This is a genomic window from Micromonospora sp. NPDC023814 (genome assembly GCF_040639595.1).
In the GTDB taxonomy this organism is placed as follows: Bacteria; Actinomycetota; Actinomycetes; order Mycobacteriales; family Micromonosporaceae; genus Micromonospora.
Genome location: NZ_JBFAAF010000012.1, coordinates 14,197 through 27,581, shown reverse-complemented (window position 1 = coordinate 27,581; position 13,385 = coordinate 14,197). Strand labels below are relative to the sequence as shown.

The 13,385-nt window shown below is 75.0% G+C and carries 12 protein-coding genes and 1 pseudogene; 8 read left to right on the top strand and 5 right to left on the bottom strand.

Annotation, left to right across the window (positions count from 1 at the left end):
* Window positions 1-45 precede the first annotated feature (45 nt).
* Entirely contained in the window at window positions 46-1,227 is a 1,182-nt protein-coding gene (locus AB0G14_RS08835) for an aminotransferase class V-fold PLP-dependent enzyme (RefSeq protein ID WP_357695233.1), read from the bottom strand.
* A 92-nt stretch (window positions 1,228-1,319) separates the two neighbouring features.
* Between AB0G14_RS08835 and AB0G14_RS08830 the strand changes: the two genes are divergently transcribed.
* Window positions 1,320-1,910 (top strand): GNAT family N-acetyltransferase, encoded by a 591-nt coding sequence (locus AB0G14_RS08830; RefSeq protein ID WP_357695229.1) that lies wholly within the window; start codon window positions 1,320-1,322, stop codon window positions 1,908-1,910.
* A 115-nt stretch (window positions 1,911-2,025) separates the two neighbouring features.
* Here the strand turns inward: AB0G14_RS08830 and AB0G14_RS08825 are convergent, their stop codons facing one another.
* A complete protein-coding gene (locus tag AB0G14_RS08825) occupies window positions 2,026-3,126 on the bottom strand; it encodes a tyrosine recombinase XerC (RefSeq protein ID WP_357695408.1) in 1,101 nt (366 codons plus the stop codon).
* Between the two features lie 572 nt (window positions 3,127-3,698).
* Between AB0G14_RS08825 and AB0G14_RS08820 the strand changes: the two genes are divergently transcribed.
* Window positions 3,699-4,034, top strand: coding sequence for a hypothetical protein (locus AB0G14_RS08820; RefSeq protein WP_357695227.1), 336 nt, complete (start codon window positions 3,699-3,701; stop codon window positions 4,032-4,034).
* Between the two features lie 17 nt (window positions 4,035-4,051).
* Here AB0G14_RS08820 and AB0G14_RS08815 read toward each other — a convergent pair whose 3' ends face one another.
* The 3 genes and pseudogenes from AB0G14_RS08815 to AB0G14_RS08805 form a co-directional block, all read right to left on the bottom strand.
* A complete protein-coding gene (locus AB0G14_RS08815) occupies window positions 4,052-5,326 on the bottom strand; it encodes a DNA-processing protein DprA (protein WP_357695406.1) in 1,275 nt (424 codons plus the stop codon).
* Window positions 5,306-6,817, bottom strand: a pseudogene (locus AB0G14_RS08810) (YifB family Mg chelatase-like AAA ATPase); the annotation flags it as partial. The gene AB0G14_RS08815 and the pseudogene AB0G14_RS08810, both read right to left, overlap by 21 nt.
* A gap of 237 nt (window positions 6,818-7,054) precedes the next feature.
* Window positions 7,055-7,414: a YraN family protein gene (locus AB0G14_RS08805; protein WP_357695225.1), complete on the bottom strand. Its 360-nt coding sequence runs from the start codon at window positions 7,412-7,414 to the stop codon at window positions 7,055-7,057.
* Between the two features lie 256 nt (window positions 7,415-7,670).
* Between AB0G14_RS08805 and AB0G14_RS08800 the strand changes: the two genes are divergently transcribed.
* The 6 genes from AB0G14_RS08800 (at window position 7,671) to frr (ending at window position 13,249) form a co-directional block, all read left to right on the top strand.
* The gene (locus AB0G14_RS08800) at window positions 7,671-8,153 is read left to right on the top strand and encodes a diadenosine tetraphosphate hydrolase (protein WP_357695223.1); all 483 of its coding nucleotides are present in this window, start codon (window positions 7,671-7,673) and stop codon (window positions 8,151-8,153) included.
* A 101-nt stretch (window positions 8,154-8,254) separates the two neighbouring features.
* A complete protein-coding gene (locus tag AB0G14_RS08795; protein WP_357695221.1) occupies window positions 8,255-9,475 on the top strand; it encodes a hypothetical protein in 1,221 nt (406 codons plus the stop codon).
* Window positions 9,476-9,874: 399 nt separating this feature from the next.
* Complete coding sequence (rpsB, locus tag AB0G14_RS08790; protein ID WP_357695219.1) at window positions 9,875-10,720, top strand: 30S ribosomal protein S2; 846 nt, start codon at window positions 9,875-9,877, stop codon at window positions 10,718-10,720.
* Between the two features lie 135 nt (window positions 10,721-10,855).
* The gene (gene tsf, locus AB0G14_RS08785) at window positions 10,856-11,683 is read left to right on the top strand and encodes a translation elongation factor Ts (RefSeq protein ID WP_357695217.1); all 828 of its coding nucleotides are present in this window, start codon (window positions 10,856-10,858) and stop codon (window positions 11,681-11,683) included.
* A gap of 163 nt (window positions 11,684-11,846) precedes the next feature.
* A complete protein-coding gene (gene pyrH / locus AB0G14_RS08780) occupies window positions 11,847-12,614 on the top strand; it encodes a UMP kinase (RefSeq protein WP_357695215.1) in 768 nt (255 codons plus the stop codon).
* Between the two features lie 77 nt (window positions 12,615-12,691).
* Window positions 12,692-13,249 carry a ribosome recycling factor gene (frr, locus tag AB0G14_RS08775; protein WP_091096739.1) on the top strand — a complete coding sequence of 186 codons (558 nt, stop codon included), beginning with the start codon at window positions 12,692-12,694 and terminating at the stop codon, window positions 13,247-13,249.
* Window positions 13,250-13,385: the final 136 nt, after the last annotated feature.

The following is a 13,385-nucleotide window of genomic DNA, read 5'->3' as shown; positions in this document are numbered from 1 at the left end:
CCGGGACAGCCGGTGTCGGGCGGGCGGCGGTGGGGCGGCGGTGGCTCAGCGCTGGGCGAGCAGCGGGGGAAGCCGCACCGCGAGGCGCTCGTACTCGTCGGCGGTGTTGTAGACCTGCGCGCACAGCCGCAGCCAGCCCCGCCCGTTCCAGGCCATGACCGCCACCTCCGTGGCGAGCCGCTCGGCGATGCGTTCCCGCAGCGCCCGCGCCGCGTCGAACGTGGTCCCCAGGCCCGCCGGCAGCGGGATGATCCGCATGGCGACCCCGGGCCCGCCGGGGCCCGGCAGGTCGGCGGGGGCCACCCCCAGCGCGTCCCCGACCACCCGCTGGCCGTACGCCACCAGCGCGGCGTTGTGCGCCCGTACCCGGTCGACGCCGAGGCTGCGCAGCGTGAACAGGCCCACCGGCGCGGCCAGCCAGCCGGTGTAGTCCTGCGTCGCCGCCCACTCGACCCGGCGGGGGAACCCCGACTCCTGCTCCCACGAGACGACCAGCGGCTCGATGCGCTCCCGCCACGGCGGCGCGACCACCAGCACGGCGCTGCCGCGCGGCGCGTACGCCCACTTGTGCAGGTTGCCCACCCAGAAGTCGGCGCCGATGCCACCGACCGGGGTCGGCAGCATGCCCGGGGCGTGCGCGGCGTCGACCAGGACCGGTATCCCGTGCTCCCGGGCCACCCCGACGACAGCGGCGACCGGGAAGAGCCGGGCGGTGGCCGAGGTGAGCTGGTCCACCACGAGCAGCCGGGTCCGGCCGGGGCGCAGCCCCGCGCGGACGATCTCGACGACCTCCTCGTCGGTGGCGGCCAGCGGCACCCGCAGCGCCCGGGTGACCGCCCCCGTACGGCGGCACTCGCGGGCGATGGAGAGGCCGACCGCGCCGTAGCCGTGGTCGGTCGTGACCACCTCGTCGCCGGGGCGCAGGCCGAGCGACTGGAGCACCACCGCCACGCCGGTGGTGGCATTCGGCACCAGGGCGGCGCCGTCCGGGTCGGCGCCCAGGAAGCCGGCCAGGTGACGGCGGGTGTGCGTGATCCGGTCGACCAGCCCCTGGGTGAAGAAGCGCAGCGGGTTGGCCTCCATCTCGTCGCGCAGCCGCTGTTGGGCCCGCTGCACCGGGACCGGGACCGCGCCGAACGACCCGTGGTTGAGGTGGCTGACCGCCGGGTCCAGCGAGAAGAGCAGGCGGGCTGCCGCGATCGGCTCTGGCGGCTGCGGGACGCTCACCCGGTGATCGTAGCGGCCGGTGGATCTCCGGCCGGCGTTCCGCCGGATGCCCGTGCCGGTCGACCCCGCTCGATCCCGCAGAATTGCGGATCGTGGACACCCAGGTGGAACTGCGCTGGCCGACCGCCGCCGACCGACAACTCCGCGCCGACGTGCACCGGGTGCTGCACGCGGTGGCCGAGCACGGTGGCGCGATCGGGTACACGGTCCCGCCCGGCCGCGCCGAGACCGACGCCTGGCTGGACGCGGTGCTGAGCCTGGTCGGGGCCGGCGACGCCGCGCTGGTCCTCGCCGTGCTCGACTCCCGGGTCGTGGGCACCGGGCTGTGGCGGCGCGGCCCGAAGCCGATCTTCGCCCACTACGCCGACCTGGAGAAGATCACCGCGCACCCGGCCGCCCGCGGCCGAGGCATCGGCCGGCTGGTCACCGGGGCGCTCGTCGACGACGCCCGCAAGGCCGGCATCGAGACCCTCGCGCTGGGCGTACGCGGCAACAACCACGGTGCCATCGAGCTCTACGAGCGGCTCGGCTTCCGCGAATGGGGCCGGCTGCCGAACGTCATCGAGGTGGGCGACGAGCGCTACGACGACGTGCGGATGTGTCTGGACCTGGGCCGGCCGCCGCACGTGCTGCTCCGCGGCTCTGCCCCGGACGGCCCGGGCTCGTCACCGCGCCGGTCCTGAGAGCCGACGCCGGCGACCGCACCTGCCAGCCGACCACACCGGACAGCATCGCGGCCCCAGCGGTCGGGCCATCGCCGCGACGGTCGGGCATGGCCGTCCGGCTCCCTCCCGCCGGTCAGGCGCGGGGGTGGGCCTGGCGGTAGGCCGCGCGGAGCCGCTCCACCGACACGTGGGTGTAGATCTGCGTGCTCGCGAGGGACGAGTGCCCCAGCAGCTCCTGCACCGCCCGCAGGTCGGCACCGCCCTCCAGCAGGTGGGTCGCCGCCGAGTGCCGCAGCCCGTGCGGGCTGACCGGAGGCAGCCCGGTGGCCTCGGCGTACCCGCTGACGATCCGTCGGGCCATCGTCGGGTTGAGCCGCCCGCCGCGGGCGCCGAGCAGCAGTGCCTCCCGGGAGTGCGGCCCGGCCAGTGCGGGGCGGCCGTGCCGCAGCCACTCGTCGAGCGCCCGCTGCGCCGGCACCCCGTACGGGACCGCGCGCTCCCGGCCGCCCTTGCCGAACACCCGCACGACCCGCCGCGCGTGGTCGACGTCGGCGATGTCGAGGCCGCACGCCTCGCTGATCCGTACGCCCGTGCCGTAGAGCAGCTCCAGCAGCGCTCTGTCCCGCAGCACCACGGCCTCGGCGGTACCGTCCGCCGTGGCCGCGTCCGCCGTGGCCCCGCTCGCGGTGCCGGCCTTGGCGGTGCCGTCCGCCGCGTGCGCCGCCGCTTCTCCGTCCGCCGCGTCCGTCTCCGCCGACCCGGAAGCACTGCCCGGAGCGGTCAGGCGTCCGCCCGGCGCCAGGGCTCGGGGCCGTGAGCCGGCGACGGTGTCCGGCGTCGCCGGCGCGCCCGGGGCGGACCGGCCGGGCGCCTCGACCAGCGCGGCGGCCTGGTCGGCACGGAGAACGGACGGCAGGTCCCGGTGGGCGCGGGGGCTGGCCAGCGCGCCCGCCACGTCGGTGGGGAGCAGCCCGGACCGGTGCGCCCAGGCGCTGAACGTTCGCGCCGAAGCCGACCGGCGGGCGAGCGACGTCCGCGCGGCGCCCATCGTCCGCTGCTTCGCCAGCCAACTGCGCAGCACCGTCAGGTCCAGTTCCGCCAGTTCGGCGCAGCCCATCCGGCGCGCGTGGTCCAGCAGCGACACCACGTCGCCGACGTACGCCCGGACCGTGTGCGCGGACCGGTTGCGCACCCCGGCCAGGTGCCCGGCGAATTCGTCCACCGCCTCGCGCATCGCCGACGGGAGCGCCTCGTGGGTCGCCCGGGTGCCGGCCGGCTCCCGGCTCACCGCGAGGCCCCGCTTCGCCGCCGTCGTCGGCACCCCCGGCCAACAGTTCCGCCCCCCGTGGCCGACCGCCGGCATCGTGGGCGGCGCGGTCGGCAGGGCGCGACCCTTGTGCAGGCCGGCGGTGGCGGATCCTCTGGCACAGCGCCAGCCTACGGTCGACGGGACCCGACGACCACGCGCCCGGATCATCCGCCCCGGCCGGGCACCGGGCTGCGGGGCGGGGTGTGCGACCGTCCGGATCGACCGGGGCGGGACGGCTCCGGGGCGGATGGACCGGGGCGGGACCGCTCCGAGGCGGGGCGGCCGGGCGGGACAGCTCCGAGGCCGGGGTGACGGGGGCGGGACGGCTCCGCAGCCGGGGCGGGTGCCGGCGCGGCCCCACGCGGGCAGAAGCTCTCCCACCTGTGCGGGCGGGGTGATGGATTACCGGGGCCGGTGCGCGCAGACTTGTCGTACCAACGGGTCAGCCAGGTCGCCACGCCACGCGGCGGACGGTGCTCGACGAAGGGGGACCGGGTATGGGGGTCGATGTCGTCCTCTACCGGGTGGTCGGGGCGGGCTCGGGCCGGCGTCGCCTAGTGCCGGCCGAGGTGCTGCCCGATCCCGACGACGTGCTGCTGGATCTCGTCGAGCGGATCCGCGGCACCGGGCGTACCCCGATGCTGGACCGGGTCGACCCCGTCGGCCAGCTGGTGGTCCCCGCCGACCAGGCCCCGCAGCTCCTCGCCGAGCTGGGTCGCCTCGCCGAGGTGGCCCGGACGACGCCCGAGGTGACGCACGTGCGCCGCCTGGATCTGTTGGCGCGGCACTGCCGGCCGGACCGCGACATGGAGATCCGCTTCGAGGGGGACTGACCGGGCTGGCGGCCCGCTCAGCGTCGGACCTCCTCGCCCGTCCACCCGCCCGCGTGCGGCGGCTGGTCGTGATCGCGCCGCCCCTGGCCGGCCCGACCCGCGCCGGCCGGCGGCGCGAGGGCGTATCCGTCCGAGCGGTGGACCACCAGGGCCAGCTCCTCCAGCATCGACAGTTTCCGCAGGGCGGTGCGGACGGCGACACCGGCCCGGGCGGCGAGGACGTCCACCCCCAGGGCGCCCCGGCGGGGCAGCGCCTCGACGATCGACCGGGCGTCGTCGTCGAGCTGGTCGACCGGCCGCTGCGGGCCGCGCGGCACCGGCGCCAGCTCGCCGATCCGCCCGACCTCCTCCAGCACCTGGGCGACCCCGGTGACCAGCCGGGCCTTCGGGTACTCGCGCAGCAGCTCGTGCGTGCCCACCGACATCGCCGACGTGACCGGGCCCGGCACCACCATCCCCGGTTTCGTCAGGGCGAGTGCCCGGTGCGTGGTCTGGGTGGCGCCGCTGCGCGCCGCCGCCTCCACCAGCACGGTACCGAGGGTCCCCGCCGCGATCACCCGGTTGCGGATGAGGAACCGGGGACGCAGCGGGTCGGCTCCCGGGATCCACTCGCTGACCAGCAGCCCGGTGTCGGCGATCCGGTCGAACAGCGCCGCGTTGCCCATCGGGTAGGGACGGTCCACGCCGCAGGCGAGCACCGCCACCGTGAGGCCCCCGGCGTTGAGCGCGCCCCGGTGGGCCGCCGCGTCGATGCCGAAGGCGCCACCGGAGACGACGGTCCAGTCCCGGTCGGCGAGCCCGTAGCCGAGTTCGGTGGCGACGTGCGTGCCGTACCTGGTGGCGGCCCGGGCGCCGACGACCGCGACGGAGCGGTCGAGCGCCTCCGCGAGCGGCCACGAGCCGCGTACCCAGAAGCAGAGCGGCGGCGCGGTCTCGGTGTCCACCCGGCGGTACGCGCCGGGCAGCCGCAGCCCGCGCAACTGGTCGATCCGGTCGGGCCACTCGTCGTCGCCGGGGACCACGATCCGGGCCCCGAGCCGGTCCCCGCGGGCCAGCGCCTCGGCCGCGACGGCCCGGGCGTCCCCGGCGGCGGTGCGCGCCGCCACCGTCGCCCGCAACGTCTCGTCCGGCGCGCCCCCGTCGAGCAGCAGGTCGAGTGTGGCCGCCGGGCCGAGCCGGTCGACCAGTCGGTGCACCGACCGGGTGCCCGGCTCGGCGAGCCAGGTCAGCGCCACCCGGGCCAGCGTCTCCTCGTCGGTGCTCACGGTGCCGTCCCCCGTTCGCAGTTGAATGGCCTCCCGGACGTCCTCCCGGTCGGGCCGGTCCCGGCCGTCGAGGTCCGCGATCGTCCAGGCCAGGCGGACGATCCGGTCGAAGCCCCGGGCGGAGAGCAACCCAGAGTCCAGTCGCGCCCGCAGCTCGGCGGTGTCGGGCCCGGGCAGTCGCCAGGGCGGTCGACGCAGGTACGGCCCGGGTATCTCCGCGTTGAGCCGGCGGCCGAGGACCACCCAACGCGCGGCCGCGGCCTCCCGGGCGGCTGCCACCCGCCGGGCGACGGTGGCCGACGACTCGCTGTCCACGGTGGCCTCCATCAGCTCCGCCGCCCGGACGGGTGGCAGCGTCACCTGCACGTCGATCCGGTCCAGCAGGGGACCGGACAGCCGGCTGAGATAGCGCCGGCGGGCCTGCGGCGGGCACTCGCAGTACGCGTCCCCGGCCGGCTTGGCGCACGGGCACGGGTTGGCCGCCAGCACGAGTTGCGTACGGGCCGGGTATTCGGCGCCGCCGCGGCTGCGGGCCAGCCGGACCCGGCCGTTCTCCAGCGGCTGGCGCAGCGCCTCCAGCGCGCCCCGGCTGAACTCGGGCGCCTCGTCGAGGAAGAGCACCCCACGGTGGGCGAGCGAGATCGCGCCGGGACGCGCCAGCCCCGAACCGCCGCCGACCAGGGACGGCACCGTCGCCGTGTGGTGCGGCGCCTGGAACGGCGGGCGGCGCAGCAACCGGCCGCCCGGCGGGAGCAGCCCGGCGATCGAGTGCAGGGCGGTGACCTCCAGCGCGGCCTCGTCGTCCAGTTCGGGCAGGATCGACGGGAGGCGTTCGGCGAGCATGGTCTTGCCGGCGCCCGGTGGCCCGAGCAGCGCCAGGTGGTGCCCGCCCGCCGCGGCCACCTCCAGCGCCCGCCGGCCCAACCCCTGCCCGGCGACCTCGGCCAGGTCGGGCCCGTCGCCGGCCGGTGCCGGGCCGCCCGCCTCCGGCTCGATAAGGGGCGTGCCGTCACGGACGAAGCTGACCAGCCGGTGCAGCGTGTCGACCGCCCGGACCCGGACCCCGGGGACGACCGCCGCCTCGGCAGCGTTGCCGGCCGGGACGATCACCCGCTCGACGCCGGCCCGGGCGGCCGCGGCGACCATCGGCAGTACGCCGCGGACCGGTCGGACGGTGCCGTCGAGGCCCAACTCGCCGAGGACCGCGACGCGCTCCAGCGGCAGCAGCGGCAGCTCGCCCGAGCCGCCCAGCAGGGCCACCGCGATCGCCAGGTCGAAGGCCGAGCCGAACTTGGGCAGGTCGGCGGGCAGCAGGTTGAGCGTGATCCGACGGTTGGGCCACCGCTGCCCGGAGTTGACCACCGCCGCGCGGACCCGGTCCCGGGCCTCGTGCAGGGCGGTGTCCGGCAGCCCCGAGATGACGACGGCCGGCAGACCGGCCGCCAGGTCGGCCTCGACCTCCACCAGGTGCCCGGTGACGCCGACCAGGCCCACGCAGAGCACCTTCGCGTAGCTCACGCCGTCACCCGCCGGGGGTCACCGGTGAGAGGCCTGGTCGCGCCGGTGTCGACGGCGCGCCCGCCGCGACGACCCGTGCCGACCGCCCGGCCCCGGCCGGCGGAGGACGGCACGGTCGACCCGCCCGGGTCGACCCGCCCGCAGCGACCGCCCCCGCCGGCCGTCCGCTTCCAGGCGTCGCCGGATCCTGGCCGCCGCACGCCGGGCCCGATGATCCGTCCGCTGCGCCCGGCCATCTCAGAACGCGCCCTTGAGGTGTTCGACCCGGGCGGCGCCGGCGCCGGTGAGGCGTACCGAGATCACGTCGAAGCGCACCTCGTCGGCGGTGGTGCCGGTGTCGGCCAGCCACCGGGCGGCGAGCCCGCGCAGCCGGCGGGCCTTGGCCGGTACGACGGCCTCGGCCGGCGGACCGAACTCGTCCGAGCCGCGGGTCTTCACCTCGCAGAAGGCGAGCACCGGCCCGTCCCAGGCGATGATGTCGATCTCCCCGGCCTGGCAGCGCCAGTTCCGGGCGACGGGGCGCAGCCCCGCCCCGATCAGGTGCCGGACGGCGCACCGCTCGCCGTACGCGCCGACCGCCTGGTTCCGCTTCGTCATGCCCGGCACCGTGCCCGGCCGGGGTGGGGTTCCGCCGCCCCACGTCGCCGACCTGTGGACAGACGGACGGGTTGTGGACGAGCGGACGATCATGCCTGCGCTGTGCTATGTGGACGTCGTAGGCGTCGGTCGCTCCGAGAGGCTCGTGCTGCCGCCGGACCCGACGGAGCCGACCCGTCGCCCCAGCGGCGCGGCGGTATCGAGGCGGACGGTCGGGGACCCTCGGACCGGCCGGCCGTCCATTAGTTTGCGACGGATGAGCGTCGACTGGCGGAGCGACCGGGTCCGCGCGGCCCTGCGTGGCGAGAATCCCACTGTGCTGCGCCGGCTCTCCGCCGGGTTCGCCGTGATCGGCGACAGCCAGCACCTCCCGGGATACTGCGTGCTGATCACGGACGACCCGTCGGCCGACCGGCTGACCGACCTGCCCCGGGACCGGCGACTGGCGTTCCTGGCGGACATGGATCTGCTCGGCGAGGCGGTGGCCCGGGTCTGCGCCCGGCGGGACCCGGGCTTCCGGCGGATCAACTACGAGATCCTCGGTAACCTCGACGCCTTCCTGCACGCACACGTGCGCCCCCGGTACGACTGGGAGCCGGCCGAGCTGCGGCGGGGGCCGGTATACCGCTATCCGACCCAGGTGTGGTGCGATCCGGCGTACGCCCTCGGGCCCTCGCACGGGGAGCTGCGCGCGCAGCTCGCCGCAGAGCTGGACCGGCTCGCGGATCCCCGCCCCTGACCGCCGTCGCCCTGCCCCTGACAGTCGTCCTGCCAAGCCCGCTGTTCGGTCGCGGCGGGTGCCCGAGGGGCGAATGGCGCCCGTGGAGCCCGTCGCATACGGTGCCGGACGTGGACGGACGACGGAGCTTTGCCGAAGATCAGGAGTCGCGCTGGTATCCGGCGGACCACGACCGTGGCTACGGGGAGCCGGACTGGCGCGGACCGGCCGAGACCCGGCACCGGGACGACGACCTGAACTCTCCCGAGCAGCGCCGCGCCGCGGAGGACGGCCGCCACGGCGAGGCCGCGACCGGCCGGCGCGGTGAGCCGGGCCGCTTCGGTGCGACGAACGAGCCCACCTCGGGACGCTTCGGCGCCGTCGACGCCGACCGGTCCCGCTTCGGCGACCCGGAGGACTCGGGCCGCTTTGCAGTGGCCGACCCGGATTCCAGCCGGTTCGCGGCGGTCGAGCCAGGCTCTGGTCGGTTCGCGGCGGTCGAGCCGGACTCTGGTCGGTTCGCGGTGACGGAGCCGGCGTCCGGGCGGTTCGGCGGCGCCGAGAGCGACTTGGGACGGCTCGTCGCGGTGCCGCCGCTCGGGGACGACCGGGCGGAGACCGAGGGATACCGGGCGAGCCGCGCCCGGCGCGCCGAGCCGGACCCGGAGGTCTCCGGTGAGCTGCCGGCCGACCGGCCGGGTCGGCGCGCGGCGCGGGAGGCGAGGGAGTCGCGGGACGCGGTCTCGACGTCGGGCGTCGACGCGCTGGCCGGTGTTGGCCCGGTCGAGCGGGCCGACGAGCCGACCCGTCCGGCCCCGCTGGGCGGCTATCCGATCGTCGAGCCCCATCGGGGAGCCGAGTCCGTGAACCCGCCGGAGTCGCCGACCGTCGCGCCCCAGCCGGCGGTCGGGACGCCGAACCCGCTGGAGATGCCGACCGGACCGATGCCGCCGATCGGCCCCCGTGGCGACATGCCGCCCGGGGAGGTGCCGGTCTATCCGCCGGTGGTCGGCCCGCACCCGGCCCCGCCGGCGGGCGACGGGGTCTACCGGACCCGCCGGCCCGCGCTGGCCGCGCTCTTCACCCTGCTGGTCGCGGTGTTCGAGGTCCCCGCGATGCGGGTGCTGCTCAGCGGCGTGACCGACGACCCGGTCTCGGCCGCCGACGTCGTGGCGGGCACCTTCCTGGTCTGCGGCCTGCCGATCTTCGCGATCGGCCTGTACGGGCTGCGTACCGGCGGGTTGTCGCTTGCGGAGGGGAGCCGGGGCTGGCTGCGCCCGCCGACGGCCTACCTGACCGTGGGTCTGGTGCTGTTCGTCGCCGCCGCCCTCGCGGTCGGCTGACGCCGGCCCGAGTCGGCGATCGCCCGGCGGGCCGCCACCCCCCGAGCTGACGCCGTCCCGGCCGCGGACCGTCCGGCGGGCCACCGCCCCCACGGCCTGACGGCGGCCCGAGCCGCGGTCGCCCGGCGAGCGCCGGCGACGAGGATGCGGCGGTGCCGGAAATGGGCGTTCTGACCCCTTCCCGCTACCCGTGGGGGCGGCGGCGGGGAAGGGGCGTACACTGGTCGACTGGCGACCGCCTCGTGCGGTCGACCTCGCGCGCCCTCTCCACGAGTCGTCGTGGGGCGACGGCCTCCCTGGTCCCGATCTTGGTCGGGCCCGTCATGGCCGGCGACCGGGCGCCAGGACGCCCGGCCGCCGGCCGGGCGGGACAACCAGGGACGCAAGGAGTACCCCACCATGGCCGTCGTGACCATGCGCCAGCTGCTGGAGAGCGGTGTCCACTTCGGGCACCAGACCCGGCGCTGGAACCCGAAGATGAAGCGCTTCATCTTCACCGAGCGCAACGGTATCTACATCATCGACCTGCGCCAGACCCTCGACTACATCGAGAAGGCGTACGAGTTCGTGCGCGGGACCGTCGCCGAGGGTGGCAGCATCCTCTTCGTCGGCACCAAGAAGCAGGCCCAGGAGGCCATCGCCGAGCAGGCGACCCGGGTCGGCCAGCCGTACGTCAACCACCGCTGGCTCGGCGGCATGCTGACCAACTTCCAGACGGTGTACAAGCGGCTGCAGCGGATGAAGGAGCTGGAGGCCCTGGGTGACCTGAGCGGCACGGCCGCCGGGTACACCAAGAAGGAGACCCTGCAGCTCTCCCGCGAGAAGGACAAGCTGACCCGCACCCTCGGCGGTCTGCGGGACATGCAGAAGCTCCCGGCCGCGATCTGGGTGGTCGACACCAAGAAGGAGCACATCGCCGTCGACGAGGCCCGCAAGCTGGGCATCCCGGTGATCGCGGTGCTCGACACCAACTGCGACCCGGACGAGGTCGACTTCCCGATCCCGGGCAACGACGACGCCATCCGCTCGGCGGAGCTGCTGACCAAGGTCGTGGCCGCCGCCGTCGCCGACGGCCTGATCGCCCGCTCCGGCCGTCGTCGGGGCACCGACGAGAAGCCGGAGCCGGGTGTGGCCTCCGACGAGCCGCTGGCCGAGTGGGAGCGCGAGCTGCTCGAGGAGCCGAAGAAGGCCGACGAGCAGCAGGGGCAGCCGGCCGAGCAGCCGGCGGCCGCCGCCGCGGAGTGACCGCGCGCCGCTTCCCCGCCGTCCGTTCTTTCGTACGGCGGGGAAGCGGCCGGTACGCCGGGCACGTCGCGCCCGGATCCGGGTAACCGGCACCAGGACCAACCCACCCGCAGTCTCAACACCGAAGAGAGAGCCATGTCCAACTTCACCGCCGCGGACGTCAAGAAGCTCCGCGACCTCACCGGCGCCGGCATGATGGACTGCAAGAAGGCGCTGACCGAGGCCGAGGGCGACTTCGACAAGGCCGTCGAGATCCTGCGCGTCAAGGGCGCCAAGGACGTCGGCAAGCGGGCCGGCCGTACGGCCGCCAACGGTCTGATCGCCCACTCCGGCCAGGCGCTGCTCGAGCTCAACTGCGAGACGGACTTCGTCGCCAAGACCGACGCCTTCATCGAGCTGGCCCAGCGGCTGGTCGAGCACGGCGAGCGCAGCGGCGTCGGCACCGCCGAGGAGCTGCTCGCCACCGAGCTGGACGGCAAGACCGTCGCCGACCTGGTCCAGGAGCAGTCCGCCAAGATCGGCGAGAAGCTGGTCCTCAACCGGTTCGCCAAGCTCGACGGCACCACCGCCGTCTACCTGCACCGCAAGAGCCAGGACCTGCCCCCGGCGGTCGGCGTGCTCGTGCAGTACGCGGGCAAGACCGACGAGGCCGGCGACGCCGACGCGCGTGCCGTCGCCATGCAGATCGCCGCGATGCGGCCGAAGTACCTCACCCGTGACGAGGTGCCGGCCGACGTCGTCGAGTCCGAGCGGCGCATCGCCGAGCAGACCGCCCGCGAGGAGAACAAGCCCGAGGCGGCCCTGCCGAAGATCGTCGAGGGTCGGGTGAACGCCTTCTTCAAGGACTACGTCCTGGTCGAGCAGGCGTCGGTCGCCGACAACAAGAAGACGGTGAAGCAGATGCTGGCCGAGGCCGGCATCGAGGTCACCCGTTTCGTGCGGTTCGAGGTCGGCCAGGCCTGAGCCGCCCCGGGGCGCGTCGCGCGCCCGCGGGAAGGGTAAACGTCGACGAGGAGGCCGCCGGTGTACGTGAGAGGCACCGCGGCCTCCTCGTCACATAGGGTCGGCTACGGCAGTTTCGCGGTACGCGGCGTACGGGACGTGCGCATGGGGAAGGGCGGGGCGGATGACGCAGGTTGTGAGTAACCGGAGTCTGGCGGCGGACGATCCGACGGCGCCGCCCCCCGGCCGGGCCCGACGGGTGGTGCTGAAGCTCTCCGGCGAGGTGTTCGGCGGGGGCGCGGTCGGCGTGGACCCGGACGTGGTGCAGGCCGTCGCCCGGCAGATCGCCACTGTGGTGCACCGCGGTGTGCAGGTCTCGGTGGTGGTCGGCGGCGGCAACTTCTTCCGGGGCGCCGAGCTGCAGAAGCGCGGCATGGACCGGGCCCGGGCCGACTACATGGGCATGCTCGGCACCGTGATGAACTGCCTCGCGCTGCAGGACTTCCTGGAGAAGGAGGGCGTCGAGACGCGCGTGCAGAGTGCGATCACGATGGCCCAGGTCGCCGAGCCCTACATCCCGCTGCGCGCCATCCGGCACCTGGAGAAGGGGCGCGTGGTGATCTTCGGCGCGGGGGCCGGCATGCCGTACTTCTCCACCGACACGGTGGCCGCCCAGCGCGCCCTGGAGATCCGCGCCGACGTGGTGCTGATGAGCAAGAACGGCGTGGACGGCGTCTACACCGCCGACCCGCGGGTCGACCCGACCGCCAGTAAGTTCGACTCGATCACCTTCTCCGAGGTGCTGCGCCGCAACCTGCGGGTCGCGGACGCCGCCGCGTTCAGCCTGTGCATGGAGAACGGCCTGCCGATGCTGGTCTTCGGCGCGCAGGGCGACGACACCATCATCCGGGCCGTGGGTGGCGAAAAGATCGGCACCCTGATCACCGCCTGAGCGGGTCTCGCGACCGTGCTCAGCGGTTCCTCCGACACGACAAGCCACGACGAGCACAGAAGGAGGCGAGGAGACCGGTGATCGACGACACCCTCCTCGAGGCCGAGGAGAAGATGGAGCGTGCCATCGAGCACGCCAAGGAGGAGTTCGGCGCGATCCGCACCGGTCGCGCCAACGCCGCCATGTTCTCCAAGATCATCATTGACTACTACGGCAGCCCCACCCCGCTGCCCCAGATGGCGTCCATCGGCGTGCCCGAGCCGCGCATGGTGATCATCAAGCCGTACGACAACTCGCAGATCAACGCCATGGAGAAGGCGATCCGCGACTCCGACCTCGGCGCGAACCCGAACAACGAGGGCAACCAGCTCCGCATCCTGCTCCCGCAGATGACCGAGGAGCGCCGCCGCGACATGATCAAGGTCGCCCGGCACAAGGGCGAGGAGGCCAAGGTGGCCATCCGCAACATCCGCCGCAAGGGCAAGGAGGAGCTCGACCGGCTCGTCAAGGACGGCGAGGTCGGCGAGGACGACGGCCGGCGCGCGGAGAAGGAGCTCGACGACCTGACCCAGCGCTACGTCGCCGCCGTCGACGAGCTGGTGAAGCACAAGGAGAACGAGCTCCTCGAGGTCTGAGGCCGTACGCCGGTCGCCACCGGCGACGACGACACCGTGGCACCGGCGCCGCCGCCCGCACCCGGGTGGCGGGGTCCGGTGCCACCGTCGTTGCGCCCGCCGATCGGGGACGGGCGCGGGACACGGTCCGGCGTGG

Coding starts and splice junctions, on each gene's coding strand:
- AB0G14_RS08825 (WP_357695408.1), bottom strand. CDS start 3,126: ATGCGCGAGGCGGTGGACGAATTCGCCGGGCACCTGGCCGGGGTGCGC.
- AB0G14_RS08820 (WP_357695227.1), top strand. CDS start 3,699: ATGGGGGTCGATGTCGTCCTCTACCGGGTGGTCGGGGCGGGCTCGGGC.
- AB0G14_RS08805 (WP_357695225.1), bottom strand. CDS start 7,414: ATGACGAAGCGGAACCAGGCGGTCGGCGCGTACGGCGAGCGGTGCGCC.
- AB0G14_RS08800 (WP_357695223.1), top strand. CDS start 7,671: ATGAGCGTCGACTGGCGGAGCGACCGGGTCCGCGCGGCCCTGCGTGGC.
- rpsB (WP_357695219.1), top strand. CDS start 9,875: ATGGCCGTCGTGACCATGCGCCAGCTGCTGGAGAGCGGTGTCCACTTC.
- tsf (WP_357695217.1), top strand. CDS start 10,856: ATGTCCAACTTCACCGCCGCGGACGTCAAGAAGCTCCGCGACCTCACC.
- pyrH (WP_357695215.1), top strand. CDS start 11,847: ATGACGCAGGTTGTGAGTAACCGGAGTCTGGCGGCGGACGATCCGACG.